The sequence below is a fragment of the Deinococcus sp. genome, assembly GCF_025362455.1.
Lineage (GTDB): Bacteria > Deinococcota > Deinococci > Deinococcales > Deinococcaceae > Deinococcus.
Genome location: NZ_JANYGJ010000178.1, coordinates 1 through 24,425, shown reverse-complemented (window position 1 = coordinate 24,425; position 24,425 = coordinate 1). Strand labels below are relative to the sequence as shown.

The window sequence follows — 24,425 nt, the reverse complement described above, 5'->3', positions numbered from 1 at the left end:
GACGCCGTCCCCGAACCTGTGGCCAGTTGCGCCCCATCGGGGCCTGACCGCTTGGGCAGAACGGCACCCGTATGGGAGGAGTGGCGTCCTCATGGGGAGGAATGGCACCCTCATGGGTGTCCGCTCATGACGACAGTCCGTTCACGACGAAGGGCCTGCCCGCTGGGGGGTGGGGGAGCAGACGCATTCGCAACGAGCTGAAGCCCAGAGCAGTACTCCGAATTACGCCACGGGGAAAACAGCCTCCCCGCGCCTCCATTCTGCGTCCTGCTCAGTTAAAACTACTCGCTCCGCTCGGTCATAAAAAGGGTCTTTTTATGACATCTGCTCTAGGCAACGCCGCGTCCCCGCCCACCACCCATCCAGCCTCCAGCAACGCAACCCAACCGCCTACCCCCGCTCGCCCAGCTCCACCTCCAGCCGCGTGAGCCCGCGCAGGGTGATGTTGGGCCGGTACTCGTGGGCCTGCTCCAGCACGCAAAGCTGCGGGTAGCGGGCCAGCTCGCCGAACACCACCCGCGCTTCCAGCCGGGCCAGACTGGCGCCCAGACAGTAATGTGGCCCGCTGGCGAAGGCCAGATGCCGCGCCGCGTTGGGCCGCTGCCAGTCGAGCTGATCCGGCGCCGCAAAGGTGCGCGGGTCGCGGTTGGCGGCGGCCAGCAGCAGCATGGTGTGCGTGCCCGCCGCGAAGGTCTGAGCGCCGATGTCCGTCGGGGCGCCCAGCACCCGGCCCGTGAGCTGCACGGGGCTGGTGAAGCGCAGCAGTTCGTCGGCTAAGTTGGTGGCCAGGCTGGCGGGGAGTTCCGGCGCGGCGCACAGCTCGGCCCAGGCACCGGCCTGCTCGCTGAGGGCCAGCACGCCCCGGCCAATCAGGTTGCTGGTCGTTTCGTGCCCGGCGACCAGCAGCAGCACGGCGTTGGCCAGCAGTTCGTCGGAGCTGAGCTGGGCGTCCTGGCCCTCCTCGTCCGGCATACTCACGGCGGCCAGGGCACTGAGCAGGCCCGGCTGAGGGGCGGCCCGCAGCTCGCTCGCCAGGTCGCGGAAGTAGTCGCGCATCTCGCGGGCGTCACTCTCAATTTGCTCACTCAGTTCGGGCGAGGCGTTCACGCCGCCCAGCAGCTCGGCCACGCTGTGCGTCCAGCGGCGAAACTTGCCGTCGTCGGTGCCCGACAGCCCCAGCATCCGGCTGATGACCGACACCGGCAGCGGCGTGGCCAGCCCCTCGATTAAATCGAAGCGGCCCGGCCCGGCAGCGGCCAGCAGTTCGCGGGTCAGCTCGCGCACCAGGAGTTCTTGCTCGGCTACCACGCGGGGTGTGAAGGCGGCGTTTACCAGCCCGCGCAGCCGGGCGTGCGAGGGGCCGTTGTGAAACAGCATCATCGGCTCAAGCAGCTTGAGCGTCTCGGAGGGCAGCGGACTGCCGGTATCGTCTTGCCCCACGAACTGCCCGGAGAGCGCCGCAGGTGACCTGAGCACCGCGCTGACTTCCTCATGGCCGAAGACCGCCACCGCGTTCCACTCCGGCACCGTCACGACCTCGCCGTGCTGGCGGGCTCGCTCATACAGCGGGTAAGGGTTCTGAACGGCCTCCGGAGACTGGTAGATCGCCTGGATGTCCAGGGCCGCCTGACTGAGCTGAGTGGCTGTCATACCTCCAGGGTATGCGGTCTGACGGTCTACGGTTCCCGGCAGTAGCTCGTCAGGATGCTGACGCAGGCGTGCAGGGCATCGACGTGGGTGCGTTCGTAGGCGTGGCTGGCGTCCACACCGGGGCCGATCAGGGCGGCGGGGAGGTCGTGTCCGGCACTCCAGGCGGCGCTGGCGTCCGAGCTGTAGCGCGGGTAGGTGTCGATATTCAGCGGCACTCCGGCCCGGTGGGCGGCGGCGCGCAGGCGGTTGCTCAGGGCGTGGTCATACGGGCCGCTGCTGTCCTTGACGCACAGCGTCGCCTGGCGCTCGTCGCTGGTCTGGCCGCCCGCCACCACCGCCATATCGAGCACGATCAGTTCACTGGCGTCGCCGAAGCCGGGCGCGGCGCCGTGGCCGACCTCCTCGTGGACGGTGATCCAGCCGCAGACCGTGATGGCGACAGGCTGGGCCACCAGGCGCCGGGTCAGTTCGACCAGAATGGCCACGCCCGCCTTGTTGTCGAGGTGGCGGCTCTTGAGATACCCGCTGGGGGTCAGCACGGCACGCGGCTCGAAGCTGACGAAATCGCCGACCTCGATGCCCAGGGCACGCACGTCGTGGCCGCTGCCCACCAGCTCGTCGAGCCGCACATACAGGTTCTCGCCGCTGCGGCGCAGCTCGCTGCCGCCCTGCCGGATGTGCCCGCTCTGGAAGTCGTTGACCACCGTGCCGGTGAAGCTGCGCCCGGCCTGGGCATGCACCGTCACATACGCGCCCTCGATGGTGGTCCAGTCGTAGCCGCCGAGCTGGGTCAGGCGCAGCCGTCCGTCGGGCAGCACAGCCCGGATCATGGCGCCCAGCGTGTCGGTGTGGGCGCTGAGGGCCAGGACTTTAGGCCCAATATGCCCGGCTCGCGGATCAGTGCCGGGCAATATCCAGTGCAGGGCGCCTTTGCGGGTGCGCCGGGCCTGCACGCCCAGGGTACTGAGTTCGGCCTCGATCAGCGCCACCGCGCCCTCGGTCAAGCCGGTCGGGCTGGGGGTGTTGAGCAGCCGCAGCAAAAACTCCACCATCGGTTCAGGGGCGCTCACGACACCGCCTCTGAGGGCCAGGCCATGACCCCGAATCCGGCCAGGTGAGCACCGCGCTCGGTGGCGGCCTCGTGACCAGACACGCCCAGCACGCTCAGGTCGGTCACGCCCCGGCTGCGCAGCTCCAGGTTCAGGGCGCCGCCCGCAAAGGCGTCTTCGCTGCTGACGCGCAGCAACACGTCGCCGTCCTCGACCCGGAAATCGGGGTGCAGCGTCCAGCCGCGAGTCAGGGGTTCCAGGCCGCCGCCCGCCTCGCCGTCGCGCTGTAAAAACACCACCAGCACGCCGCCGCGCCGCGCCTGGGCCACCGCCTCCCGCCAGACGGCGAGCCGGTGCGGGATGGTGCTGTTTTCGGCGGCGATGGTTTCAACCGTGCTTGTTTCAACCGTGCTTGTTTCAAACTGGTGTCGCTGCGCGTCGAGCAGCAGCAGGGCGTGAGAGGTCGTCTGGCTCATGGTGTCGTCTGGCTCATGGTGCGGCCAGTATAGGGGCGAGAACCTTACGGCGGTCTGCCGTTGCCGGGCGCTGGCTGCATACATTTGACTTCCGGCTCATACCACGCTATATTCTTGTCATCACCGCCGAAGAGGGCGGGTTTTTTATGCCAATTTTTCGGAGCCAGGAAACTCAGGCGGATAGATCGCGGAGCTGAAATACAGCCCGTGCGGCGCCACGTTGGCTCCGGCCTGGGCACGCTGGCGCGAGGCCAGCACCTCGGCCACTTGCTCCGGCGCCTGTTTGCCCGCTCCGACGCGCAGCAGGGTGCCGACCAGTCCGCGCACCATGTGGCGCAGAAAGCTCTCGCCTGATACGTGAAATTCGGCGATCTGAGCGTTTTGCACCACGTCCAGCCGGTGCAGCCGCCGCACGGTTCTTCGCTCCTCCTGGGTGGCGAAGGCGGCGAAATCGTGCTCGCCGATCAGCAGCGCGGCGGCCCGGCGCACGGCTTGAAGGTCGAGCGGCCCGCTGAGGTGCAGCGCCCGGCCCTCCCACAGCGGCTGGCGGGTGGGCGCACTCAGCACCCGGTAAACATAGCTGCGCTCGGTGCAGGAGTACCGGGCGTGGAAACCGGGCGGCGCTGCCTGGGCTCGCAGCACCACCAGATCACTCGCCAGCCGGGCGTTGATGGCGCGGCCCAGCACGGCCAGACCGGGCCGCAGTGCGCCGCTGCGAACGTCGAGGTGGACCGTCATCATTTCGGCGTGTACGCCCGCGTCGGTGCGTCCGGCGGCGACGGGGCGCAGCAGGTTGCCCGGCCCGCCCTCGATCAGCGGCCAGAGCGCCTCATACAAGGTGTCCTGCACGCTGCGCTGGCCGGGCTGCGATTGCCAGCCCACAAAACGTGCGCCGTGCCAGCTCAGCTCCAGCAGGTAGCGCGAGAAGCCTTCGGGGGGCCGGTAACTCTTCATTCGCCCACGCTAAATATGTCCTTGTAAAGCTTTAGCTTTACCGAGTGGGAGGAGTGGCGTGCCCAGGCGCGTCCGTTCACGACGAAGAGCGAGTGAGGAAGAAAGTATGTCCTTCTTGGGCAGAACGGACGTCCAGCAGACGCCTGCCCGCTGGCGGAAGTGGACTCGCAGAGCTCCGCAGGAGAGGGATGGAGCGCTTTTTGCGGGCAGGCCCGATAGGTGCCGCTGTGCCCAAGAAGCGGAAGCCCGAAATGTTAGCAAGGACATACTTAGAGCATGGGCCGGTGCTCACCCCTTTGCCCGGAAATCAGCGACAATGCAGGGCGAGTATGAACGCTATCTCTAGACGAAGCCTCGCGCTGCTGCTGCTCACCCTGACGACGGCGGGCGCTTCCGGCACCTACAAAGTGCAGCCGGGCGACAACCTGAGCGTCATCGCCCGGCGCACCGGCCTGAGCCTGGGGCAGCTTCGGGCTGCCAACCAAACTGTGCCGCACCTGAACAGAGTGCGTTCAGGCAGCCTGCTGCGCGTGCCCGACGCCCACAAGCCAGCCGCCGCCCACACCGTCAGAAGCGGCGAGACGCTGAGTACCGTCGCCCAGCGCTACCACCTGAGCCTGGGGCAACTGCTGCGGGCCAACCCCAGACTGAGCGCCCAGAAGCCCGTGCAGGCGGGCAAGCGGCTGTATATTCCGGCCCGGCGGGTGGCCGCGCCCAGGTCCGCTCTGGCACAGGCCAAGGCCAGAGGTCAGCTCCGCCGTGACAGTCACCCAGCCACCAGCCGCCCAGCCAGCAGCCGCCCAGCCACCAGTCGCCCAGCCAGCATTCACCCGGCCAGCAGCCAGCCACGTCCGCTGGTTCAGCTCAGCGTTCAGCAGGCGTCCGGCTGGCAATGGCCGGTGCGCGGCTGGATCAGCAGCGGTTTCGGTGAACGCAGCTTCGACGGCGACACCGAAATGCACTACGGCATCGACATCGTGGTGCCGGAGGGCACGGCGGTGCGGGCCTCACGCGCTGGACGGGTCATAGAGGCCCGCGCCGACTTCGGGCGCGGCTGGGGCTGGACCATTACCGTGGATCACGGCGACGGCTGGAAGACCCGTTACGCCCACCTGAGCCGTCTGGCCGCCCGCAGCGGGGACCGGGTGAATGCCGGGCAGGTCATAGGGCGCAGCGGCAACAGCGGACGCTCGACGGGGCCGCACCTGCACTACGGCACCTACCAGGGCGGCGTGCCGAAAAATCCGCTGGCGCTGCTGGACTGAGCGGGATTCAAGGACACCAACGTTTATCTTTGGATCAACCGAGCGGGAGGAGTGGCGTCCCCAGGCGCGTTCTTGGGCAGAACGGACTGTCGTCGTGAACGGACTGTCGTCATGAGCGGACACCCATGAGGACGCCACTCCTCCCCATGAGGACGCCACTCCTCCCCCTGGGGACGCCTGCCCGCTCCGTTCACGACGAACAGCGAGTATTGGAAAAAGTACGGCCAGGCGGGCGTGGACTCGCAGAGCTCCGCAGGAGAGGGATGGAGCGCACTTTGCGGGCAGGCGGCGAGGCCCGGTAGGTGCCGCTCTCGCCAGGACGCTCGATAGATGCAGACGCCCGATAGGTGCAGACGCCCGGTAGGTGCAGACGCCCGGTAAGTGCCGCCCTTCCCAAGAAGCGGAAGCTAGGGACGTGAGCAAGGACATACTTAGAGCAGATGTCATAAAAAGACCCTTTTTATGACCGAGCGGAGCGAGTAGTTTTGACTGAGCAGGACGCAGAATGGAGGCGCGGGGAGGCTGTTTTCCCCGTGGCGTAATTCGGAGTACTGCTCTAATCCCGTCTCGACCACTCCGGACAGCAGAAGTCCCCGGCTCATGTTCAAACCGGGGACGCTGTATAACGTTTGGCTTAATTACGTTTGGCTTAACTACTTTCGGCTCAGCGCCGTCCGACGCCGGACTTGTCGGTGCTTACGCTGCTGGACGCCGCCTCGCGGCCCATGCCGGGGGTGGGCGCACTGGGCCGCCCGCCGCCCGTGGCGCTGCTGGCGTAGCCGCCGCTGACCAGGCCCGCCGAGGGCACGGCGTTGGGGTTGCTGCCGCCGCCGGTGTCGCTGGCCAGCCGGATAAATTCCTTGGGGTCCACGGCGCGCTCCAGCCCAGCGTCGTGGCTGATGATCCGGCGCTTGTAGAGCCCGGCCAGGAAGGCGTCCATGGTGACCATGCCCTCGCGCGAGCCGGTCTGCATCACCGAGACGATCTGGTAGGTTTTGCCCTCGCGGATCAGGGCACGCACGGCGGGGTTGGCGATCAGCAGCTCGTAGGCCATCACCCGGCCACCGTCGAGGCGGGGCAGGAGTTGCTGGGTCATCACGGCGACCAGGTTGTTGGCGAGCTGGACGCGAATCTGGGCCTGCTGCTCTTCGGGGAACACGTCCACGATGCGGTCGATGGATTCCGGCGCCGAGTTGGTGTGGAGCGTGCCCATCACCAGGTGGCCGGTTTCGGCGGCGGTGACGGCCAGCTTGATGGTCTCGTAGTCGCGCATTTCGCCGACCAGAATCACGTCGGGCGCCTGACGCAGCACAGCCCTGAGCGCGTTCTCGAAGCTCATGGTGTCGGTGCCGACCTCGCGCTGGTTGATGACGCTCTGCTTGTGCGCGTGCATGAACTCGATGGGGTCTTCGATGGTCACGATGTGCAGGTTCTTGTTGACGTTGATGTGGTCGAGCATGGCCGCCAGGGTGGTGGACTTGCCCGATCCGGTGGGGCCGGTAATCAGCACCAGGCCACGCGGCGCACTAGCGATGTCGATGACGGTCTGGGGCAGCCCCAGGTCATGCACGCTCTTGATTTTGGTGGGAATCAGGCGCATCACGCCGCCCACGTAGCCGCGCTGCATAAAGGCGTTGACGCGAAAGCGGGCCTGCTCGCCCAGCGCGAAGGAGAAGTCCAGCTCGCGCTTGTCCTCGAACTGGCGCTGCTGCTTGTCGTTCATCATGCTGTACATCAGCTTGCGGGTGTCGGTGGCGCTCAGTTCATGGTTGCCCTCGTTGCCGTAAACCCCGTGCAGCTTGAGCTGCGGCGGCTTGCCCACCGTCAGGATCACGTCGGAGGCGTCCTTCTCGGCGGCGATGCGCAGGATGTCGGTGATGTCGGGGCCGTAGGTGGATGAGGGGGTGGTCATATGGGGCTCCTTTGGAGGGGGTGGGAAGTGGGAACGGCGCTGGACGATTTTTCTGTCGTGGGGCGGGCGTGAGCAGGTGAGTAAAAACCAGGGCCGTGTGCTGTTCCCACTCCCCACACCCCACAATCCGCTCAGTTACTCGTCACCGCCAGCACTTCTTCGAGCGTGGTCAGACCTTGCAGGGCCTTTTCGATGCCGTCCTGGCGCAGCGTTTTCATGCCGCTCTGGTGAATGGCGATGTCGCGGATCTCGGCGGAGGGTTTGTGCAGACCGATGGCCTGGCGCAGCGGTTCGTCGATGCCCATCAGCTCGTGGATGCCCATGCGGCCCTTGTAGCCGGTGCCGCCGCAACGGGGGCAGCCCGCGCCGCGTTGCAGGGCCGCGCCGCGCAGGTCGCGCTCGGTGATGCCCAGGCGCCGGAGCACGTCGGGATCGGCGTTGGTGGGGCGCTTGCACTCGCTGCACACCCGCCGGACCAGGCGCTGAGCCAGCACGCCGATGACGGAGGCGGAAATGTTGAACGGCTCCACGCCCATCTCGGCCAGACGGGTGATGGCGCCGGGCGCGTCGTTGGTGTGCAGCGTGGCCATGACCAGGTGGCCGGTCAGCGCGGCCTCGGTGGCGATCTTGGCGGTCTCGGTGTCGCGAATCTCGCCGACGAAGATGATGTCGGGGTCTTGCCGCAGGAAGGCCCTGAGCGCACGGGCGAAGGTCAGTCCCGCCACCGGGTTGACCTGCGACTGGATGATGCCGGGAATCTCGTACTCGATAGGGTCTTCGATGGTGGTGGTGTTCTTGTCGGGCCGGGCGATGCGCTTGAGGGCCGAAAAACTGGTGAACGACTTGCCCGAACCGGTCGGGCCGGTAATCAGGAAGATCCCGTTGGGCTTTTCCACCAGGTCCAGAAAACGCTGGAAGTTGTACTCGGAGAATCCCAGTTGCTCGACTTCGGGAATGTTGCTGGCTTTTTGCAGCAGACGCATGACGGCCTTCTCGCCGTAGACGGTGGGCAATGTACTCAGCCGCAGATCGAGGTCGATGCTGCCCTTCTTGAATCTGACGCGCCCGTCCTGGGGCACGCGCCGCTCAGCGATGTCGAGGTTGCCCATGATCTTGATGCGGGCCAGCACGCTCTGGATGGCGCCCTTGGGCAGCTCCATGTGCTCGCGCAGCGACCCGTCGATGCGGTAGCGGATGCGCACGCTGTGCTCGGTGGGCTCGACGTGAATATCCGAGGCTTCCTGGAGGGCCGCCTCTCGGATCAGGCCGTCGACGACGCGCACCACGGCGTTGTCGTCGAGGGACGACAGATCGACGGCGTTGCTCTCGTTGTCCTTTTCGCGCTGGCGGCTGGTTTTGGCGAGCTCCTCGTTGAGCTTGGCCATGTCCTTGTCGCCGAAGTAGCGCTCGATCAGCCGGATGATGTCTTTTTCGGCCATCACGGCGGGCAAAATCTCGCGGCCCGTGATCAGCTTGAGGTCGTCGAGGGCAAAGACATTGCGCGGGTCTTTCATGGCGATGACCAGCGAGTCGCCCTGGAGCCGCATCGGCACCACCGTGTAGCGCCGGGCGGTGGCCTCGGGAATCATCAGCGCGACTTTGGGGTCGGGCGGCGAGGTGATCGGGTCGACGAATTCGTAGCCGAGCTGGGCGGCCAGCGATCTTGCCAGCATCTCCGGGCTGAGCTTGCCCGACTGGACCAGCGTGTCTTCCAGGCGGCCACCACCGGCATTCTGCTTTTGCAGCGCGGCGTCGATCTCCTCGCTTCCGGCAAAGCCCAGGTCGATGATGACCTCACCCAGCGCCTTGACCTTGCCCTGGCGGGCCTGGGTTTGCAAAGCCTCGCGCAGTTGCGCCCGCGACAAAGTACCCTGCTGGACCATCGCCTCGCCGAGTCGGCCCTTTTGCGGATAGCTGCGCTCGATCAGGTTGTCCACGTCGCTGGGCCGGGCCAGCATCAGGCTGATCTTGCGGCCCACCAATGCCTCGATGTCGTCGCGGCGGCGCAGATCGGCGGTGATGATGCTGACCACCGCGCCGTCATACTCGACCGGCACGGCGCCCAGGCGCAGCGCGTCGGCCCGCAGCAGCAATCCCAGCACTTCTTCGGGCGGCGCGTAGGCGGTGGTGTCGCGCACGAACGGCTTGCCCTCCTGCTCGGCCAGCGTCTCGTAGAGCTGCTCCTCGCTGACCAGTTTCATTCGCAGCAGCACGGCGCCCAGCAGCTCGCCGCTATTGCGCTGCTGTTCCAGGGCCGCCTCCAGCCGGGCCTCGTCCAGCAGGCCCTGGGCGACGAGCCGGTCACCCAGCCGGGCGCTACCTGCGGCCCTGGCCTCGCTGAGCTTGGGGATCGGCAGCCCCAGCTCCGGATAGAAGCTGGCAATCGCCCAGGCCATCTGCTCGCGTAGCGCCTGGTACGGCTCGATGACGTAGCCGCTCTCGTCTTCCATCGTCTCGATGGCGACGTTGCTCAGCGCGTCGACAAAGGCCACGCGCAGCACCTCGTTTTCCAGCGCGAAGGGAATCCCCTGGGCGTGCACGGCGGCGCTGGCCGGAATGCTGGCAATCGCCTGTGGATCGGGCGTCAGGGCGCTCAGGTCCACCAGCGGCAAGCCGAAGGCTTCCTCCAGGGCGCGGGCAATTCGCTTCTCGCCCACCACGCCGCCGTCGATCAGGATGTCGGCCAGGCGGCCCCCGACCTCGATGTGCCGGTCCAGCGCCTTTTGCAGATCGGTGTCGTTGACGTAGCCCTGCTCCAGCAAAATGGCGCCCAGGCGGCGGTCTCCAATCGAGAGGGTCGTCATGCGGGCCGCCCGCTCAAAGGCAGTGACAGTGGCAGTGACATTTGAAAGAAGGGGTCCGTATTCATGCGTTATCTCCTGTTCTTGCCGTACCAGTCGTGGCCGTAGCGCCTGAGGACCAGCCGCTCGATGCGGCGGGCAAACTTGGTGTGGGGCAGCGAATTGTTGACGAGTGGGTGGACCATGATGGTGTACATTCCGGCGATGTTGCCGCCGAGCATGTCGGTAAACAGTTGGTCGCCGACCATGCCGACCTGGGCCGCCGTGAGGTTCATCTGGCCCAGCGCACGGCGATACGAGCGCTGAAAGGGTTTGGCCGCCATGCCCACGCCGACGAACTGCAACTTGTCAAGCCAGAAGCGGGCGCGGCTGGCGCCAGCGTTGCTCAGCAGGTAAAGCTGGATACCGGCCTGGCGCAGCTCGGCGGCCCAGGTCAGCAGCTCGGCGCGGTCCTCGTAGCTGCCGTAGGGAATCAGGGTGTTGTCCAAGTCGAGCAGCAGGCCGCGCAGGTTGCGCGCCGCCATGAAGTCCGGCGTGATGGCCTCGATGCTCTCCAGCAGTTCACGGGGCCGCAGCAGCCCGCGCCGGGAAGTGAGGTCGCCGGTCATGCCCCTGCTCCTGGCTGGCTCAGCCCGATGCAGGCCAGCATCCGCCCGGTGCGCCCGGCGTCGCGGCGATACGAATAAAAATCAGGTTCGGTGGTGCAGCGCCCCGACACCCAGATATGTTCAGCGTCCAGCCCGGCCTCGCGCAGCACCTGAACATTGGCTGCGGCCAGGTCGAGATGCGGCTGAGCGGTATGAAGCTGATTGAGCCGCTGAACGTGCTCGCCCAGGCCACCATCCACAAACTGCTGCGCCACTTCATCGCCCACCGGATACCGCGCGGCGCTGATGCCGGGACCGACGGCGGCGCGGATGCGCTCAGGCCGGGCGCCGAGGCTGGTCATGGCCTGCACGGTGCGCCCGGCCACCCGGCCCAGCGTGCCCTTCCAGCCCGCGTGGGCGGCGCCGATCACACCGGCCCCTGGGTCTTCGAGCAACAGGGGGTAGCAGTCGGCGCTCAGAATGCCCAGCACCACGCCCGGCACGCCCGTCACCTGGGCGTCGGCGGTCTGGAGGGTGCTGGTCTGGACAGTACCTGCCTGGATGGTCTCGGCGCGGGCCTGGACCACATCGGTTCCGTGAATCTGATTCAGAAGACACAGGCTGCCCGGCCCGAAGCCCAGCGCCTCCAAGGTCAGGCGGCGGTTTTCCTGAACGCAGCGGGGATCGTCCTGTACGCCGTTGATGGCCCGGTCACCGAAATTCAGCGCGGTGTAGAGCCCAGCCGACACGCCGCCGCGCCGGGTGGTGAAGGCGTGGGGTGAGCCGAATGCGGGGGCGCGGAGCATCAGAAGGTCAGTATGGAGGCGCATATCTCACTGGATTCTGTCAAGTCGCCCCAGACGGGGGGGTGCGCCGGGTCACGGTAGGGCGGGGGGCCGAGCACTGGTATCTGAGCCCCGCCAGCAGGGCATTTTCACGCCTGCGGCCCCTGGTTTCCTGACTGGTCTGGGGGCGCCCCGCCTGCTAAGGTGCGCTCCATGACGCCCGAACGATTCGAGAAAATTCGTCAGGTGCTGGCCCGGCGCCAGCCGACCCTGACCGTGCTGATGGACGAGGTGAACAAGCCGCACAACCTCAGCGCCATCCTGCGGACCTGCGACGCGGTGGGCGTGCTGCAAGCCCACGCCGTACCGCCTGAGCACGGCAGTCTGCCGACCTTCAGTGCCACCTCCGGCAGCGCCGAGAAATGGGTGCCGGTCCGTAGCCATGACACTGCTGTCAGTGCCGTAAACGCGCTGCGAGCAGGCGGCTTTCAGGTACTGGCCACCCACCTCTCGCAGCGCAGCGTGGATTACCGCTCGGTGGATTACACCCGGCCCACCTGTGTCCTGCTGGGCGCCGAAAAATGGGGCGTCTCGGACGAGGCCGCAAGGGTTGCCGACGCCAATATCGTCATTCCGATGCTGGGCATGGTCCAGAGTCTGAACGTCTCGGTGGCCGCCGCGACCATTCTGTTCGAGGCCCAGCGGCAACGGCTGGCGGCAGGGCTGTACGAATCGCCCCAACTGGAGATTGCCGAACTGGCCCGGTTGACCTTCGAGTGGGGCTACCCCGATCTGGCGCCGCTGTACCGCGAGCGAGGCGAGGCGTATCCGGCGCTGAGCGAGACGGGCCAGGTGTTGAGCGCCGCCTCCACACCCGTTATCGCCTCCACACCCGTTAGATGAGAAGTGAGCGGCCAAAGCATGATGATTTTCAAAACTTATGGTGAGCGCTCTCTCTTTAGACTGGGCAAGTACCGTATCAATCTTCTACCGGGCGCTCGACGCTACCGCAGCCTGCGCTCCCGCCCAACCGGCCTTCACCCCCCATTCCCAGGAGGAACACCCATGCCCGTATCACTGACCAAAGGCGGCAACGTCTCGCTGAGTAAGGAAGCACCCGGCCTGAAAAAGATCAACGTGGGCCTGGGCTGGGACACCCGCCGCACCGACGGCGCCGATTTCGACCTCGACGCGATGGTGTTCCTGGTCAACGACGCGGGCAAGGTCCGTAACGACCAGGATTTCGTGTTTTTCAACAACCTGCGCTCGGCAGACGGCTCGGTGGTTCACCAGGGCGACAACCGCACGGGTGCCGGTGACGGGGACGACGAGGTGGTGTCCATCGACCTCGATAAGGTGCCCGCCGACGTGCAGAAGATCGTGGTGGCGGTGGTCATCCACGAGGGCCAGAGCCGCGCCCAGAACTTCGGCCAGGTGGAAAAAGCCTACGCCCGCGTCCTCAACGGCGACGGCGGCGCCGAGATCGCCCGCTTCGATTTGACCGAAGACGGCGGCACCGTGACGGCCATGCTGTTCGGCGAGGTCTACCGCAACGCCGCCGAGTGGAAGTTCAAGGCGCTGGGGTCGGGCTTTGCCGACGGCTTCCAGGCGCTGGTCAAGAGCTACGGCGTCAACGCCTGAGCGAACGCCACTGAACTGAGGCTGAGGCGCCCCGGCCTGACCGGACGCCCGGCCTTTTTCGTTAATCCCACATCGAGGAGCTTCATGCAAGACCTTGCCCCCGGCCAGCGTTCTCCGCTCTCGCGTCTGAGTCTTCCCAACGTGCTGGACGTCAGTCTCAGCCCCGGCCCGGCCCTGTGCTTCGTGCTGAACGCAGATGCCAGACTCCTGCGGCCCGACAGTCTGGTGACGCCTGCCAAACTCACTGTCAGCGGCCTGAGCCTTCAGGGTAGCCGCTTTTCCGTCAACCTGGACGGCCTCGAACCCGGCGTCGAGCGGCTGGCTTTTTGCACGGTGCCGGGCGGCGGTCTGCGCGGCGTGAACCAGGGCGAGATCAGTTTCGGCCCGGCGAACGCGCCCGCCCTGGCGGCCTGGAGCTTCAAAGGAGGCGACTTTACCAACGAAGCGGCCATCATCGCCGCCGAGCTTTACCGGCACAACGGCGAGTGGCGAGTCATGATTAACGGCCAGGGCTTTGCCGACGGCCTGGCGGGCCTGGTGCGGCATTTCGGCGGCTCCGGCCTGCCCGACCTGAATCCGGCGCCTGCACCTGCGCCGCAGCCATTGCCGGGTCAGAACCCAGCGAATCAGAACCCCAGTTCATCTGGCGGAATCAATATGACCAAGCCCGGCTCGTCCAGCCCGGCGCCCAGTGCCAATTCAGTCAACGCCTCCCGGCCCATCTCGCTGACCAAGATTACGCTGGAAAAGTCCGGCCAGAGTGCGCGGATCAGCCTGCAAAAAGCCGGTACGCAGCGCGTCCACGTCAACCTCAACTGGGAGTCGCGCGGCGGCGGCGCGGCTCCGGCGCCCACCAGCGGCGGTTTTCTGGGCAAGTTGCTGGGCAGCCTGACGGCGGGCGGCGCGGGCAAGGCCGCCGACCTCGACCTGGGCTGCATGTTTGAGCTGAGCAGCGGCGAGGTGGGCGTGATTCAGGCGCTGGGCGGCAACTTCGGCGCGTCGGGCCAGCCGCCCTTCATCAAGCTCGACCAGGATGACCGCACCGGGGCGGTGGCGGGCGGCGAGAACCTGTACATCGAGCGGCCCGATCTGGTGCGCAAGGTGCTGATCTTCGCCTTCATCTACGAGGGCGCGGGCAACTTCAGCGAGGTCGGCGGACGCCTGAGCTTCACCGATCCGCAGGGCAACGAGATCAAGATGAACCTGTCCAACCCCGCCTCGCTGCCGTTTTGCGCCGTGGCGCTGGTGCAGGCGCACGGCGGCGAGCTGGTCATCACCAAGGAAGAGAAGTACTTCCCCGGCCACCGTCAGTGCGACGAGGCGTATGGATTCGGCTTCAACTGGAAGGCGGGGCGGAAGTGAAGAAATACTGAGGGAAAAGTACTGAGTATTGAGAAAGAAGACTGACATTCTCGGTCATCATCGACTTTTCCGTTCGGACATACAGACCTAGCGCCCTTTTCTCTCTAAGTACTTGTTTTGGTTAGTACTCAGTACTTTCTTCTTTCGAAGGAGCACCTCATGACCCAGCTCTCTGCCGGTGAAAAACGCAAACTCTCGGACCTCGGCCTGTCCAGTCCGTTGACCGTCACCGTCGAGCACGGCCTGAGCGGGCTGGACATCAGCGCCTTCGGTCTGACGGCTGAGCGCAAGATGGTCGGTGACGACTACATCGCCTTCTACAACAACCCGCGCACGCCGCAGGGCGAGATCACGGCTCAGCTCGGCGACGCGCAGGCGACCTTCAGCGTGGACCTCGGCAAGCTGCCCGCCAACGTCGAGCGCGTGATGTTCACGGCGACCCACGACAGCCAGGCGGTGGCCAGCGCCCCGCAACTCAAGGTCAGCCTGGGCAGTCTTCAATCCGGTGGGGTCAGCTTCGACGTGAAATCCAGCCTCAAAGCCGAGAAGGCGGCGATGCTGCTCGAACTCTACAAACATTCCGGCGAGTGGCGGCTGGGCGCGGTGGGTCAGGGCTTCGGCGGCGGTCTGGGCGATCTGATCGTCTATTTCGGCGGCGAGGTCGAGGCGCCCGGAGTGGCGGCCCCAGCGGCTCAGGCCGCTCCGTCCGGCCCGCCGATCAGCCTGAAGAAGCAGGCGCAGGTCAGGCTGGATAAGCAGATCGCCGCCCAGGCGCCGCAGCTCGTGAGTCTGGTCAAGCAGGCCGAGGTCAGCCTGAGAAAGCGCGGCCTGGACGAACATACCGCCCGCGTGGCGCTGGTGCTGGATATTTCGGCCAGCATGAGCCCGCTGTACAGAAGCGGCGTGGTGCAGCGGGTGGCCGAGAAGACCCTGGCGCTGGCCAGCCGCTTCGACGACGACGGGCGTATGGACGTGTTCCTGTTTGGCCTGCGGGCGCACGACGTGGGCGAAATCGGCATCGAGGGGGTCACGGGCGCCATCGACAATCTGCTGAAAAAGCATCCGCTGGAAGGCGGCACCATGTACGCCCAGGCGGTCCAGTCGCTCCGCAAGCACTACTTCGGCAGCGCCGGGCCGCGCAATTCGCCGCTGAGGCAGCCCACGCCCATCTACGTTATTTTCATCACCGACGGCGAAACCTTCGACAAGAAGGAATCCGAAGCCCAGGTCCGCGAGGCCAGCCAGGAACCGATCTTCTGGAAATTCGTCGGCGTCGGCAAGGAGAAGTTCGAATTCTTGCAGAAGCTCGATGACCTGACCGGCAGATTTATCGACAACGCCGACTTCGTGCAGATCGAGAACATCGACACCACGCAAGGCGACCAGCTCTACGAGATGCTGCTTCAGGAGTACGATTCGTATCTGGAGAATGCCAAGCGCCAGGGACTGCTGTAGGCGGGAAGTGGGAAGTGGGGTGTGGGAAGTAGGAACACCCTGATCGACCCACCGCCCTGCACCCCCAGGCAACTTTCGCTCCGCACACCCCGTAGCACCTCCGTTGTTTCTTGCCCTTCCCACTCCCCACTACCCCCAGGAGGAATGTCCCATGCCCATTACCCTCGCCAAAGGCGGCAACCTGTCGCTCAGCAAGCAAGACCCCAACCTCACCAAAGCCGTGCTGGGCCTCGGCTGGGACGTGCGCTCCACCGACGGCCAGGATTTTGACCTCGACGCCAGCGCCTTTTTACTCACCGCTGCGGGCAAGGTCCGGGCCGACAGCGATTTCATTTTTTACAACCAGATGCGCAGCTCCGACGGTTCGGTGGAGCATACCGGTGACAACCGCACCGGGGCCGGTGAGGGCGACGACGAGCAGATCAAAATCGACCTCTCGCGCGTGAGTGCCGACGTGCAGACCGTCTCGTTCACCGTGACCATCCACGACGCCGAGGCGAGGCGTCAGAGCTTCGGGCAGGTCCGCAACGCCTTTATCCGGCTGCTTAACGAGCAGACCGGGGCCGAGATCGTGCGCTTCGATCTGGGCGAGGACTTCTCCACCGAAACCGCCGTGATTTTTGCGGAGGTCTACCGCAACGCGGGCGAGTGGAAATTCCGGGCCGTGGGGCAGGGCTTTGCCGGTGGCCTGGGCGCCCTGGCCCGCAACTACGGCATCTCGCTGTAGGGCGAGGCCGCCAGCCCCGTTTTATCTGCCGATTTCATCTGAACGTGACCAATGTATGATGGCGCTGGACGCCGGGCCGGGAAGATTCTCCTGACCCGGCGCTTATATTGGAGCGGCAAGTGGCCGAGCCGACTCCACGACCCCATCCACCACGACCCCCATCTACCCAGTCGAGCGAGCATCCCGGCGCATGTCGGAGGAGAACAATGAACTCAACACCACAAGACCGAACAGCACAGGACCACCTATGAACAACACCATCCGCAGGGAATTCGGCTTTGCCGGAGGCGTGTCGGTCGTCGCCATGCTGCTGGCGGCCTGGTACGGCTACGCCACAGGCGGCGTCGGGCGGGCGCTCAACGACGTGCTGATCGTGCTGGTGCTGGGCGTCATGGAAATCTCGCTGAGTTTCGACAACGCCGTGGTCAACGCCTCGGTGCTCAAGAACATGTCGCCCCAGTGGCAGCGCCGATTTCTGATCTGGGGCATTCTCATCGCCGTGGTGGGCATGCGGCTGCTGTTTCCCATCGTGATCGTGGCGCTCAGTGCCGGTCTGGGCTTCGCTGAGGTGACCAGCCTGGCGCTCAACAATCCCGAAGAGTACGCCCGCAACCTCGAAGCCTCGGCCATCACCATCAACGCCTTCGGTGGGGTCTTTTTGCTGATGGTCGCGCTGAATTACTTTATCGACACCGAAAAAGACGAGCACTGGCTGCTGCCCGAAAGCCGTCTGGCGGGCCTCGCCAAGCTCGAAGCCGTGCAGATCATCATCGCCCTGGGCGCCCTGATGGGCCTGGTCTTTACCGTGGTGCCCGTCGAGAAGCGCCTGACCGCGCTGGCGGCGGGTCTGGTCGGCCTCATCATCTATATGGCGGTCAACGCGCTGGGCAACCTGTTCAACACCGACAACATGGCCCAGAAGGCGGGCGCGGCGGGTTTCGCGGCCTTCATGTACCTCGAAGTCCTCGACGCCAGCTTCTCGCTCGACGGCGTGATCGGGGCCTTTGCCATCACCAAGGAAATCGTCATCATCGCGGCGGGCCTGGCCATCGGCGCGGTCTTCGTCAGGTCGCTGACGCTGTTTCTGGTCCATCAGGGCACGCTGGCCCAGTACCGTTACCTGGAGCACGGCGCCCACTACGGCATCCTGGCGCTCTCGATCATCATGCTCTACACCATGAGCGGCCAGCACGTTCCCGAAGCCGTCACCGGACTGATCGGCGTGGCCTTTATCGTCGCCTCGATCGTGGCGAGCCTGGTGGCCAACCGCAAGGAAAGCCGGGCGAGTTAAACGTTCTGAGCAAGACTGACCCGCCCCCGGCTCCGGCTTGGGGCGGGTTTTTTGGGTGAGGCTCCAGGCGCCATAATGCCCCCAATGCCTGCCGCACCCCTGCCCACCATCTGGTTTACCAAGAACATCAACCCCACCCTTCACCGCGTCCGCGAGGTCGCCCAGTCGGGGCGCTACCATGTGCTCGCCAGCCACGTCTCGCCCGACGCCTCGTATCTCGGTGAGGCGCACGAGGCGTTTCTGGAGCCGCATCCGCTGGAGCCTGGACGCTACCCCGACTACGTGCTGGACATGGTGCGGGCGCGGGGCGTGCGGGCCGTCGTCGGCGGGCGCTATGTCAGTGCGCTGGCTGAACGCCGGGCCGACTTCGGGGCGGCAGGCTGTCACCTGATCGTGGCGGGCCAGAGTGCCGATAGTTTTGACTTATGCGACGACAAGGCCCGCTTCTATAAGGTGTTCAGTGGCCGCATTCCCATGCCCGAAACCGTGCCGGTGCAGAGCTGGGACGAGCTGGAAGCCGCCGCCCTGGAGCTGGAAACCCGCCACGGCTCGGCCTGCTTCAAGCCTGCGCGGGGCATCTACGGCCACGGTTTCCGCATCCTGACCCCACGCCATCAGACACGGAGCAGCGAGTTGGAGCGCTTCTTCGGGGGCGACCACCTCCGCATCAGCTACGAGGCCGCCGCATTGCTGCTGGGCCACCAGGACCTGCCCCCACTGCTGGCGATGCAGACCCTGCCCGGCAAGGAGTACAGCGTGGACGCGCTGGCCCGGCGCGGCACGCTGCTGACCTGCGTGGTGCGCCGCAAGATCGGCGGCCTCGGCAACGTGCAGATGAGCCAAGGCGCACCGGAGCTGCGCGAGTGGGTCGCCCTGCTGGCCCGTGAGCTGAAGATGGACGGCCTGTTCAACGCCCAGTTCAGGGAAGACGAGACCGGAGCGCCCCGGCTACTGGAAGTCAACGCCCGCGCCAGCGGTGGCCTGGCCATCAGCGCGGCGCTGAGTGGGCTGAAACTAGGGCTACTCGAAGTGGACGCCCATTTCGGTGCCCCGCTGGGCGACCTGAGCTTCACGCCCGGCAGGCGCGTCACCGACGCCCGCGAGGTCATCACGCTGGGCGAGTACGGTCCGGTTCAGGAGTCCGCGCTTGACCCGTCCCTCTGAACCCTGGCTCCCCGAAGCCGTGCTGGAGGCCGTCTTGCCCGCCGGAAGGCTGAGCATTACGGCCACCAGCCTGAGCGACTGGCCGCTGCCTGAGTTGCTCGACATTGGAATGCGCCAGAACCCGCGCCGCCCGTTTCTGCTCGTCTCGAAAGTGCTGGGCAAGCACCTGCCCACCGATCCGGCGTTGATGCAGCGGGCACAGCACGCCCTGGCCGGACTGGTCGCCCCCGCGCTGGGCGGTCCCTGGGCACTCGTCGGCATGGCCGAGACCGCCACCGCGCTCGCCGAGGGCGTGGCCGAGGAGCTGAGCGGCCTCACGCCCCACCCCGGTTTGATGGCCACCACCACCCGCTACAGCCTGCCGGGCCGCGAATCGCTCGATCTGGAAGAAACGCATTCGCACGCGCCGCAGCTCAGGCTGTACCTTCCGCCCGCCGAGCTGGCGCTGAGAGGCGTCACCGACCTGATCTTCGTCGACGACGAGGTGACCACCGGCCTGACCCTGGCCCGCCTGGCTGCCCGGCTCAGAGCGCATCTGCCCGCGCTGAAGCGGCTGCACCTCGTCACGCTGGCGGACTTCTCAGGCGGCAGCGGTGCGATGCGGATGGCGGAGAGTGCCGGTGTGCCGGTGGGGGTTCACGCCCTGACGCGGGGCCAACTGGAATTTACCCCGACCCCTGGCTGGACCGCCACCCTGCCCGACGTGGAGGCCCGCTTTGCCCCGGCGCCGCTCAGCGACCACCCGCGAGGCTGGCGCACCGTCCAGACCAGCCCGGCGCCCGCACTGACCGCCCGGCCCGGCGAGCGCGTGCTGGTCCTCGGCAGCGGTGAATACATGTACCGGCCCTACCGCGCCGCGTTTCATCTGGCCGCTCAGGGCGCCGAGGTGCGCTTCATGGCGACGACCCGCAGCCCTGCTCTGAAGTGCGGCCCGCTGGGGCCACGCCTGGACTTTACCGACGCCTACGGGGAGGGCACGCCCAACTACCTCTACGACCCCCAGCCGCAGCGCTATGACCGGGTGCTGCTGCTCCACGAGACGCCCACTGCGCCCGTGCTGCCCGGCGACTGGCCGAACCTGACCAGTCTTCGTCTGGGCTCCGGATGACCCGCACCATCCTCCTGCTCGACCTGGACGACACGGTGATGCTCAGCCGCCGCAAACTGGCCGCACGGGGCACCCAGACGGTGGGGCTGCCCGTCGCAGCTTACGACTCGGCAGGCGAGGCGCTGTGCTTCGTTCTGGAGGCGCACACGGCGCTGCTGGAACGGTTCAGCGACGCCGAGATCATCCCGGTCACGGGGCGCAGCCAGGCGGCCATGCGCCGGGTGACGCTGCCGTTCACGTCCTGGCGGGTGCTGGATCACGGCGCCACCATCCTCAGTCCGGCGGGCCAGCGCGAGGCCGACTGGGACGATGAATTGAAACTGGACGCGACTTTGCTGGACGGTCTGGACGCTGAACTCTCCCGCCGCCATCCAGCCGAGAACGGCTACGTGCTGTCCGTGCTGGAGCGTGAGCGGGGGCGTTACGGGCTGTGTCTCAAGCACGCCGAGCGCGATGTACAGGCGACCCAGGCCGCTGTCCAGACCATGCGCGGGCTGGCCCGGACCCACTCGCTGCGCTTCCTCGACGCGCCGGGTGCGCCCAGCCTGGTGCTGCCGGGCGTGGGCAAGCAGGGAGCCTGCGCCTGGCTGCTGGCGCGGATCGGCGCGGGCGCCGTGGTGTTCGGCGCCGGAGACGCCCGCGCCGACCTGGGCTTCCTGAGCCTGTGCGACCTCGCCGTGCTGCCCCGTGACAGCGACCTGATGCGTGACCTTCAAAGTGATGCCCGTGATTGAAGGCCACACCTGGCGTCCGGAAGACGTGACGCTGCACCTGGCACCCGCCCGGCCCCGCCTGGTGGGCCGCGCCGAGAAGGAAGCCCTGATCGCCTCCGGCACCAGCTACGGCTTTCTGCTGGAGCGTGAGAGCGAGCCCAGCGACGTGCAGGAACAGGCGTATGCGGACTCGCTGGCCCGCAGCGGTGAACGCCTGGGCATTCAGCTTGCCAGCCTGGCCGCGCACCTGGCGGCGTCCGGGCAGCCCGTCACGCTGCTGAGCCTGCCGCGCGGCGGATTGCCGGTGGGCGCCGTGCTGCTGCGATTATTGCGCCGCGCAGGAACCGATACCGAGCATCACGCCATCAGCGTCATCCGGGGCGTGGGGCTGGACCTGGGGGCGCTGGACACCGTGCTGGCCTCGCGCCTGGTCGCCAGCCTGGTCTTCGTGGACGGCTGGACCGGCAAGGGCAGCGTCAGGGCGACGTTGCGCTCCTCCCTGAGCGGGCACCCGGCCCAGGGTACGCCGCTGCTGGTGCTCAGTGATCCGGCGAACGTGGCCGAGCTGGCGGCGACCCGCGAGGACCAGTTGCTGCCGCACGCCGCGCTGAACGCCACCGTCAGCGGGCTGCTCTCGCGCACCTTCCTGGTGCCGGGGCAGACCGCGCACGCCGCCCTCGCCTGGACGCACCTGGCCCATCTGGACCGAACGCCCGCGTATCTGGACGCCCTGGAAGCGGCTGCGCTGGCGGCCCGGCCCGGCCCACTCGCGCCGCGACTGAGTTTCGGTCCGCTGCCGGAAGCGCTGCGGCTGGCCGCACCCTACAGCGGTCATGATCCACACAAGATCAAGCCGTCGGTGGGGGAGGCCACGCGGGTCTTTTTGCGGCGTATACCCTCGGCGCTGCTGGTCCGCGACGCCTCTGACCCGGAGGTGGCGCACCTGCTGGCACTGGCGGCAGGCGAGCACGTCCCGGTGCATGTCGTGCCCGCGCTGCCCTACCGGGCGCTGGCGGTGGCCCGTTGACGGCGTTTCTCAAGGCAAGGCCAGATAAATGTAACGGCCCGGATGCTCTACTCTGACCTGAGTTTGAGGCGGCAGACCGGCTTACACCCCCCACTCCCTGCGGAGGATTCATGGAAAAGCGCCGCGAGAATTTGAAACAGCTCGACACCGCCGCCGGACGCGGCGTCACCTTCACCACCTACCAGAGCCCGGTGCAGCCGCACGATCTGTACGAGGCCCAGAGTTTTTACGCGGCTGACCGGATGGGTATGCGGCCCAACGTGCTGGAGACAAGCTCGACGGGGGCGGCGCGCTGCTGCAACCCGGCGCCTTTCAGTTCAGCCGGGGCAGCGTGCGGATGCAGTCGCTCAGCGGCTCGCAGAGTTCACCGGGCCTGGCCAACCAGGGCAACCAGGGCGGCGGCGGGCTGGGTGGGCTGGGCGGCCTGCTGGGCGGCGCGGCGCGGATGATCGCCAGCCGGGCGGCGGGGGAGTCCTCGGCCCGCAACATCTTCGAGGGCCGGGGCGTGGTCTGGACCGAGCCGACCTACAAGCACCTGATTATCGGCGAAAAAGACACCCAGGGCGACAACTACATCATCGACGACGGGGCCTTTTACTCGTGTGAGTCGAGCATGGACGTGTCGCCCCGGATGATGCTCGACGCCCGCGCCTTCGGCGGCAACGGCCTGGTGTCGCCCGAACTCAAGGGCACCGGATTTTTCGTGTTGGAGAGCCCTGTGCCCTTCGAGGAAGTCGAGATTCACACCCTGAGCAACGACGAGATGCGCGTCGACGGCGACCTGATCTTGCTGTTTTCCAGCAGCCTGCGCTTCAACATCGAAAAGTTCGACCGGGGCTGGATGAGCACTTACCGCAGCGGCGAGGGCATGATCTACAGCCTGACCGGCAGCGGCGTGGTGTGGCTGACCCCCACCGCCCAGGCTGCCCGCAAGCAGGTGACGCCGCCGGGCACCACCGGCGCGGCCCAGTAAGCAGACTGTCCAGCAGCCAGACTGTCCAGCAGCCAGACTGTCTCGGCAACCGGTATCATCACGGCCCAGCCAAACTGAGTGTGCCGACCCGCTCTGGCCTGCGCCGCCTCCTCATGCGCCGCCTCCTCATGCGCGGCTGACGAAGGCGCTCTAGCCTGCGCGAACGCACCAACTACCGCCCTTGTGATGTCCAGACTTGCTGCGGCAAAGGAGCCTCCCGTTCTGAGTCCACCGACCCCGCCCACATCCACATCGCCCGATTTCGCACTTCCCCGTCCGGCGCGGCCCTTTCACGCCTTCGAGCTGGGCGCCAGCCTGTACGTGCCCGCGACCCGGACGGATCTGCTCGCCCTGGGCAGCGGCGAGAAACTGCCGAACCTGCGCAGCCTGATCTACTGCACCGAGGACTCCATTCACGCCGCCGAGCTGCCCAGTGCCCTGGCCCGGCTGAGTGAAACGCTGCCGCATCTGCCGGAAGCTGGTCCGCTGCGCTTCGTGCGCCCCCGCGACCCGCGCACCCTGGAAGCCCTGCTGGCGCTGCCCGGCATTCAGAATCTGCACGGCTTCGTGTTGCCCAAGCTGACGGCCCGCAATGCGCTCGATTATCTGCGGCTGCTCGGCCCGCACTCGCCGTTCAGCGTCATGGCCACCGTGGAGACCCGCGAGGTCTTCGGGTCCAGCGACCTGGAAAACCTGCGCGAGTTGCTGCTGGGCAGCGGTATCCGTGTGGCCGCCGTGCGCTTCGGGGGCAACGACATCCTCAGTTTGCTGGGCCTGCGCCGCGTGCCCGGCCTGAGCGCCTACGAAACCCCGCTGGCGACCTGGATAGACCGGGTGGTCGGCGCCTTCGTGCCCTGGGGCGTGGCCGTCAGCGCCCCGGTCTACGAATGGATCGACGACCTGAGCACCCTGGAGCGCGAAACCAGAGCCGACGTCGTGCGCGGCCTGAGCGGCAAAACCGCCATTCACCCGGCGCAGATCGAGGTTATCGAGCGGGCCTACCGGGTCAGCGCCCACGATCTGGAGCAGGCCAGGGCCATCTTGCACAGCGGCGCCCCGGCGGTGTTTCGGCTGGGCGGCGGCATGTGCGAGCCCGCCACCCACACCCGCTGGGCACAGGCGGTGCTCCGCCGCGCCGAAGTCTACGGTCAGGAAACCAGCGCCTGGGCGGAGGCTTCAGGGGCGTAGGGGTGGGCGTCGCCTCATCTGGGGCGGCTGGGTCTGAGGCGGCTGGGTTGCTTTTTTAGGCTTCAGCACCGTGCCAATGCATCCCCAGCCCCCGCCCCGGTGGGGCGCAACTGGCCATAGGTTCGGGGACGGCGTCTTGGGCAGAACGGACGCCCTTGAGGACGCCTGCCCGCCCCTCACCTCTCTTGATTAGGCAACGTGTCAATAGAACCTTGGAGGGAGCTTACGCTGCGCTGTGCATGGTACATCCCGTTCGTCCCAAACGCACTTTATCTCCCGGCGTTCTCCACATCGCGT

General features: G+C 66.7%; 22 protein-coding genes. 14 read left to right on the top strand and 8 right to left on the bottom strand.

Going from position 1 to position 24,425, the window contains the following annotated elements:
• Window positions 1–390 precede the first annotated feature (390 nt).
• From Q0R23_RS13390 to truA, 4 genes are all read right to left on the bottom strand, one after another.
• Window positions 391–1,650 carry a cytochrome P450 gene (locus tag Q0R23_RS13390; protein WP_293913762.1) on the bottom strand — a complete coding sequence of 420 codons (1,260 nt, stop codon included), beginning with the start codon at window positions 1,648–1,650 and terminating at the stop codon, window positions 391–393.
• 26 nt (window positions 1,651–1,676) lie between these two features.
• On the bottom strand, window positions 1,677–2,720 hold the full coding sequence (locus tag Q0R23_RS13385; RefSeq protein ID WP_366520437.1) for a M42 family metallopeptidase: 1,044 nt from the start codon (window positions 2,718–2,720) through the stop codon (window positions 1,677–1,679).
• Entirely contained in the window at window positions 2,717–3,175 is a 459-nt protein-coding gene (locus Q0R23_RS13380; protein WP_293913761.1) for an isochorismatase family protein, read from the bottom strand. Before Q0R23_RS13380 ends, Q0R23_RS13385 begins: the two co-directional genes overlap by 4 nt.
• A 144-nt stretch (window positions 3,176–3,319) precedes the next feature.
• Window positions 3,320–4,129 (bottom strand): tRNA pseudouridine(38-40) synthase TruA, encoded by an 810-nt coding sequence (gene truA / locus Q0R23_RS13375; protein ID WP_293913760.1) that lies wholly within the window; start codon window positions 4,127–4,129, stop codon window positions 3,320–3,322.
• A 329-nt stretch (window positions 4,130–4,458) separates the two neighbouring features.
• Between truA and Q0R23_RS13370 the strand changes: the two genes are divergently transcribed.
• Window positions 4,459–5,394 carry a peptidoglycan DD-metalloendopeptidase family protein gene (locus tag Q0R23_RS13370; RefSeq protein ID WP_293913759.1) on the top strand — a complete coding sequence of 312 codons (936 nt, stop codon included), beginning with the start codon at window positions 4,459–4,461 and terminating at the stop codon, window positions 5,392–5,394.
• A 664-nt stretch (window positions 5,395–6,058) separates the two neighbouring features.
• On the opposite strand, the gene Q0R23_RS13365 is transcribed toward Q0R23_RS13370, so the two are convergent.
• The 4 genes from Q0R23_RS13365 to pgeF all read right to left on the bottom strand — a co-directional run bounded on the left by Q0R23_RS13365 (window position 6,059) and on the right by pgeF (window position 11,500).
• Window positions 6,059–7,306, bottom strand: a complete 1,248-nt coding sequence (locus Q0R23_RS13365) for a type IV pilus twitching motility protein PilT (RefSeq protein ID WP_293913758.1) — start codon at window positions 7,304–7,306, stop codon at window positions 6,059–6,061.
• Between the two features lie 131 nt (window positions 7,307–7,437).
• A complete protein-coding gene (locus Q0R23_RS13360; RefSeq protein WP_293913757.1) occupies window positions 7,438–10,110 on the bottom strand; it encodes a type II/IV secretion system protein in 2,673 nt (890 codons plus the stop codon).
• Between the two features lie 68 nt (window positions 10,111–10,178).
• Window positions 10,179–10,715, bottom strand: a complete 537-nt coding sequence (locus Q0R23_RS13355; protein WP_293913756.1) for a YqeG family HAD IIIA-type phosphatase — start codon at window positions 10,713–10,715, stop codon at window positions 10,179–10,181.
• Window positions 10,712–11,500, bottom strand: coding sequence for a peptidoglycan editing factor PgeF (gene pgeF / locus Q0R23_RS13350; RefSeq protein ID WP_293913755.1), 789 nt, complete (start codon window positions 11,498–11,500; stop codon window positions 10,712–10,714). The genes Q0R23_RS13355 and pgeF overlap by 4 nt, the downstream gene beginning before the upstream one ends.
• A gap of 192 nt (window positions 11,501–11,692) precedes the next feature.
• Between pgeF and trmH the strand changes: the two genes are divergently transcribed.
• From trmH to Q0R23_RS13285, 13 genes are all read left to right on the top strand, one after another.
• Complete coding sequence (gene trmH, locus Q0R23_RS13345; protein ID WP_293913754.1) at window positions 11,693–12,382, top strand: tRNA (guanosine(18)-2'-O)-methyltransferase TrmH; 690 nt, start codon at window positions 11,693–11,695, stop codon at window positions 12,380–12,382.
• Window positions 12,383–12,544: 162 nt separating this feature from the next.
• Window positions 12,545–13,120 carry a TerD family protein gene (locus tag Q0R23_RS13340; RefSeq protein WP_293913753.1) on the top strand — a complete coding sequence of 192 codons (576 nt, stop codon included), beginning with the start codon at window positions 12,545–12,547 and terminating at the stop codon, window positions 13,118–13,120.
• Window positions 13,121–13,204: 84 nt separating this feature from the next.
• Window positions 13,205–14,482, top strand: coding sequence for a TerD family protein (locus Q0R23_RS13335; protein ID WP_293913752.1), 1,278 nt, complete (start codon window positions 13,205–13,207; stop codon window positions 14,480–14,482).
• A gap of 159 nt (window positions 14,483–14,641) precedes the next feature.
• Window positions 14,642–15,937, top strand: a complete 1,296-nt coding sequence (locus Q0R23_RS13330) for a VWA domain-containing protein (protein WP_293913751.1) — start codon at window positions 14,642–14,644, stop codon at window positions 15,935–15,937.
• Between the two features lie 151 nt (window positions 15,938–16,088).
• The gene (locus Q0R23_RS13325) at window positions 16,089–16,664 is read left to right on the top strand and encodes a TerD family protein (protein WP_293913750.1); all 576 of its coding nucleotides are present in this window, start codon (window positions 16,089–16,091) and stop codon (window positions 16,662–16,664) included.
• 247 nt (window positions 16,665–16,911) lie between these two features.
• Complete coding sequence (locus Q0R23_RS13320) at window positions 16,912–17,955, top strand: DUF475 domain-containing protein (RefSeq protein WP_293913749.1); 1,044 nt, start codon at window positions 16,912–16,914, stop codon at window positions 17,953–17,955.
• Window positions 17,956–18,039: 84 nt separating this feature from the next.
• On the top strand, window positions 18,040–19,119 hold the full coding sequence (locus tag Q0R23_RS13315) for an ATP-grasp domain-containing protein (protein WP_293913748.1): 1,080 nt from the start codon (window positions 18,040–18,042) through the stop codon (window positions 19,117–19,119).
• A complete protein-coding gene (locus tag Q0R23_RS13310) occupies window positions 19,103–20,227 on the top strand; it encodes a phosphoribosyltransferase domain-containing protein (protein WP_293913747.1) in 1,125 nt (374 codons plus the stop codon). The genes Q0R23_RS13315 and Q0R23_RS13310 overlap by 17 nt, the downstream gene beginning before the upstream one ends.
• Complete coding sequence (locus tag Q0R23_RS13305) at window positions 20,224–20,961, top strand: hypothetical protein (RefSeq protein ID WP_293913746.1); 738 nt, start codon at window positions 20,224–20,226, stop codon at window positions 20,959–20,961. The genes Q0R23_RS13310 and Q0R23_RS13305 overlap by 4 nt, the downstream gene beginning before the upstream one ends.
• Window positions 20,948–21,967 carry a cysteine protease StiP domain-containing protein gene (locus tag Q0R23_RS13300; RefSeq protein WP_293913745.1) on the top strand — a complete coding sequence of 340 codons (1,020 nt, stop codon included), beginning with the start codon at window positions 20,948–20,950 and terminating at the stop codon, window positions 21,965–21,967. Before Q0R23_RS13305 ends, Q0R23_RS13300 begins: the two co-directional genes overlap by 14 nt.
• Window positions 21,968–22,077: 110 nt before the next feature.
• The gene (locus Q0R23_RS13295) at window positions 22,078–22,416 is read left to right on the top strand and encodes a hypothetical protein (RefSeq protein ID WP_293913744.1); all 339 of its coding nucleotides are present in this window, start codon (window positions 22,078–22,080) and stop codon (window positions 22,414–22,416) included.
• Window positions 22,305–22,940 (top strand): AIM24 family protein, encoded by a 636-nt coding sequence (locus Q0R23_RS13290; protein WP_293913743.1) that lies wholly within the window; start codon window positions 22,305–22,307, stop codon window positions 22,938–22,940. Before Q0R23_RS13295 ends, Q0R23_RS13290 begins: the two co-directional genes overlap by 112 nt.
• A 186-nt stretch (window positions 22,941–23,126) precedes the next feature.
• Window positions 23,127–24,128: an HpcH/HpaI aldolase/citrate lyase family protein gene (locus Q0R23_RS13285; RefSeq protein ID WP_293913742.1), complete on the top strand. Its 1,002-nt coding sequence runs from the start codon at window positions 23,127–23,129 to the stop codon at window positions 24,126–24,128.
• Window positions 24,129–24,425: the final 297 nt, after the last annotated feature.

Excerpts from the sequence above, each read along its gene's own strand:
- Q0R23_RS13390 (WP_293913762.1), bottom strand. The coding sequence starts at position 1,650 with ATGACAGCCACTCAGCTCAGTCAGGCGGCCCTGGACATCCAGGCGATC.
- Q0R23_RS13380 (WP_293913761.1), bottom strand. The coding sequence starts at position 3,175 with ATGAGCCAGACGACCTCTCACGCCCTGCTGCTGCTCGACGCGCAGCGA.
- truA (WP_293913760.1), bottom strand. The coding sequence starts at position 4,129 with ATGAAGAGTTACCGGCCCCCCGAAGGCTTCTCGCGCTACCTGCTGGAG.
- Q0R23_RS13370 (WP_293913759.1), top strand. The coding sequence starts at position 4,459 with ATGAACGCTATCTCTAGACGAAGCCTCGCGCTGCTGCTGCTCACCCTG.
- Q0R23_RS13365 (WP_293913758.1), bottom strand. The coding sequence starts at position 7,306 with ATGACCACCCCCTCATCCACCTACGGCCCCGACATCACCGACATCCTG.
- Q0R23_RS13360 (WP_293913757.1), bottom strand. The coding sequence starts at position 10,110 with ATGACGACCCTCTCGATTGGAGACCGCCGCCTGGGCGCCATTTTGCTG.
- Q0R23_RS13355 (WP_293913756.1), bottom strand. The coding sequence starts at position 10,715 with ATGACCGGCGACCTCACTTCCCGGCGCGGGCTGCTGCGGCCCCGTGAA.
- pgeF (WP_293913755.1), bottom strand. The coding sequence starts at position 11,500 with ATGCTCCGCGCCCCCGCATTCGGCTCACCCCACGCCTTCACCACCCGG.
- trmH (WP_293913754.1), top strand. The coding sequence starts at position 11,693 with ATGACGCCCGAACGATTCGAGAAAATTCGTCAGGTGCTGGCCCGGCGC.
- Q0R23_RS13340 (WP_293913753.1), top strand. The coding sequence starts at position 12,545 with ATGCCCGTATCACTGACCAAAGGCGGCAACGTCTCGCTGAGTAAGGAA.
- Q0R23_RS13335 (WP_293913752.1), top strand. The coding sequence starts at position 13,205 with ATGCAAGACCTTGCCCCCGGCCAGCGTTCTCCGCTCTCGCGTCTGAGT.
- Q0R23_RS13330 (WP_293913751.1), top strand. The coding sequence starts at position 14,642 with ATGACCCAGCTCTCTGCCGGTGAAAAACGCAAACTCTCGGACCTCGGC.
- Q0R23_RS13325 (WP_293913750.1), top strand. The coding sequence starts at position 16,089 with ATGCCCATTACCCTCGCCAAAGGCGGCAACCTGTCGCTCAGCAAGCAA.
- Q0R23_RS13320 (WP_293913749.1), top strand. The coding sequence starts at position 16,912 with ATGAACAACACCATCCGCAGGGAATTCGGCTTTGCCGGAGGCGTGTCG.
- Q0R23_RS13315 (WP_293913748.1), top strand. The coding sequence starts at position 18,040 with ATGCCTGCCGCACCCCTGCCCACCATCTGGTTTACCAAGAACATCAAC.
- Q0R23_RS13305 (WP_293913746.1), top strand. The coding sequence starts at position 20,224 with ATGACCCGCACCATCCTCCTGCTCGACCTGGACGACACGGTGATGCTC.
- Q0R23_RS13300 (WP_293913745.1), top strand. The coding sequence starts at position 20,948 with ATGCCCGTGATTGAAGGCCACACCTGGCGTCCGGAAGACGTGACGCTG.
- Q0R23_RS13295 (WP_293913744.1), top strand. The coding sequence starts at position 22,078 with ATGGAAAAGCGCCGCGAGAATTTGAAACAGCTCGACACCGCCGCCGGA.
- Q0R23_RS13290 (WP_293913743.1), top strand. The coding sequence starts at position 22,305 with ATGCAGTCGCTCAGCGGCTCGCAGAGTTCACCGGGCCTGGCCAACCAG.
- Q0R23_RS13285 (WP_293913742.1), top strand. The coding sequence starts at position 23,127 with ATGTCCAGACTTGCTGCGGCAAAGGAGCCTCCCGTTCTGAGTCCACCG.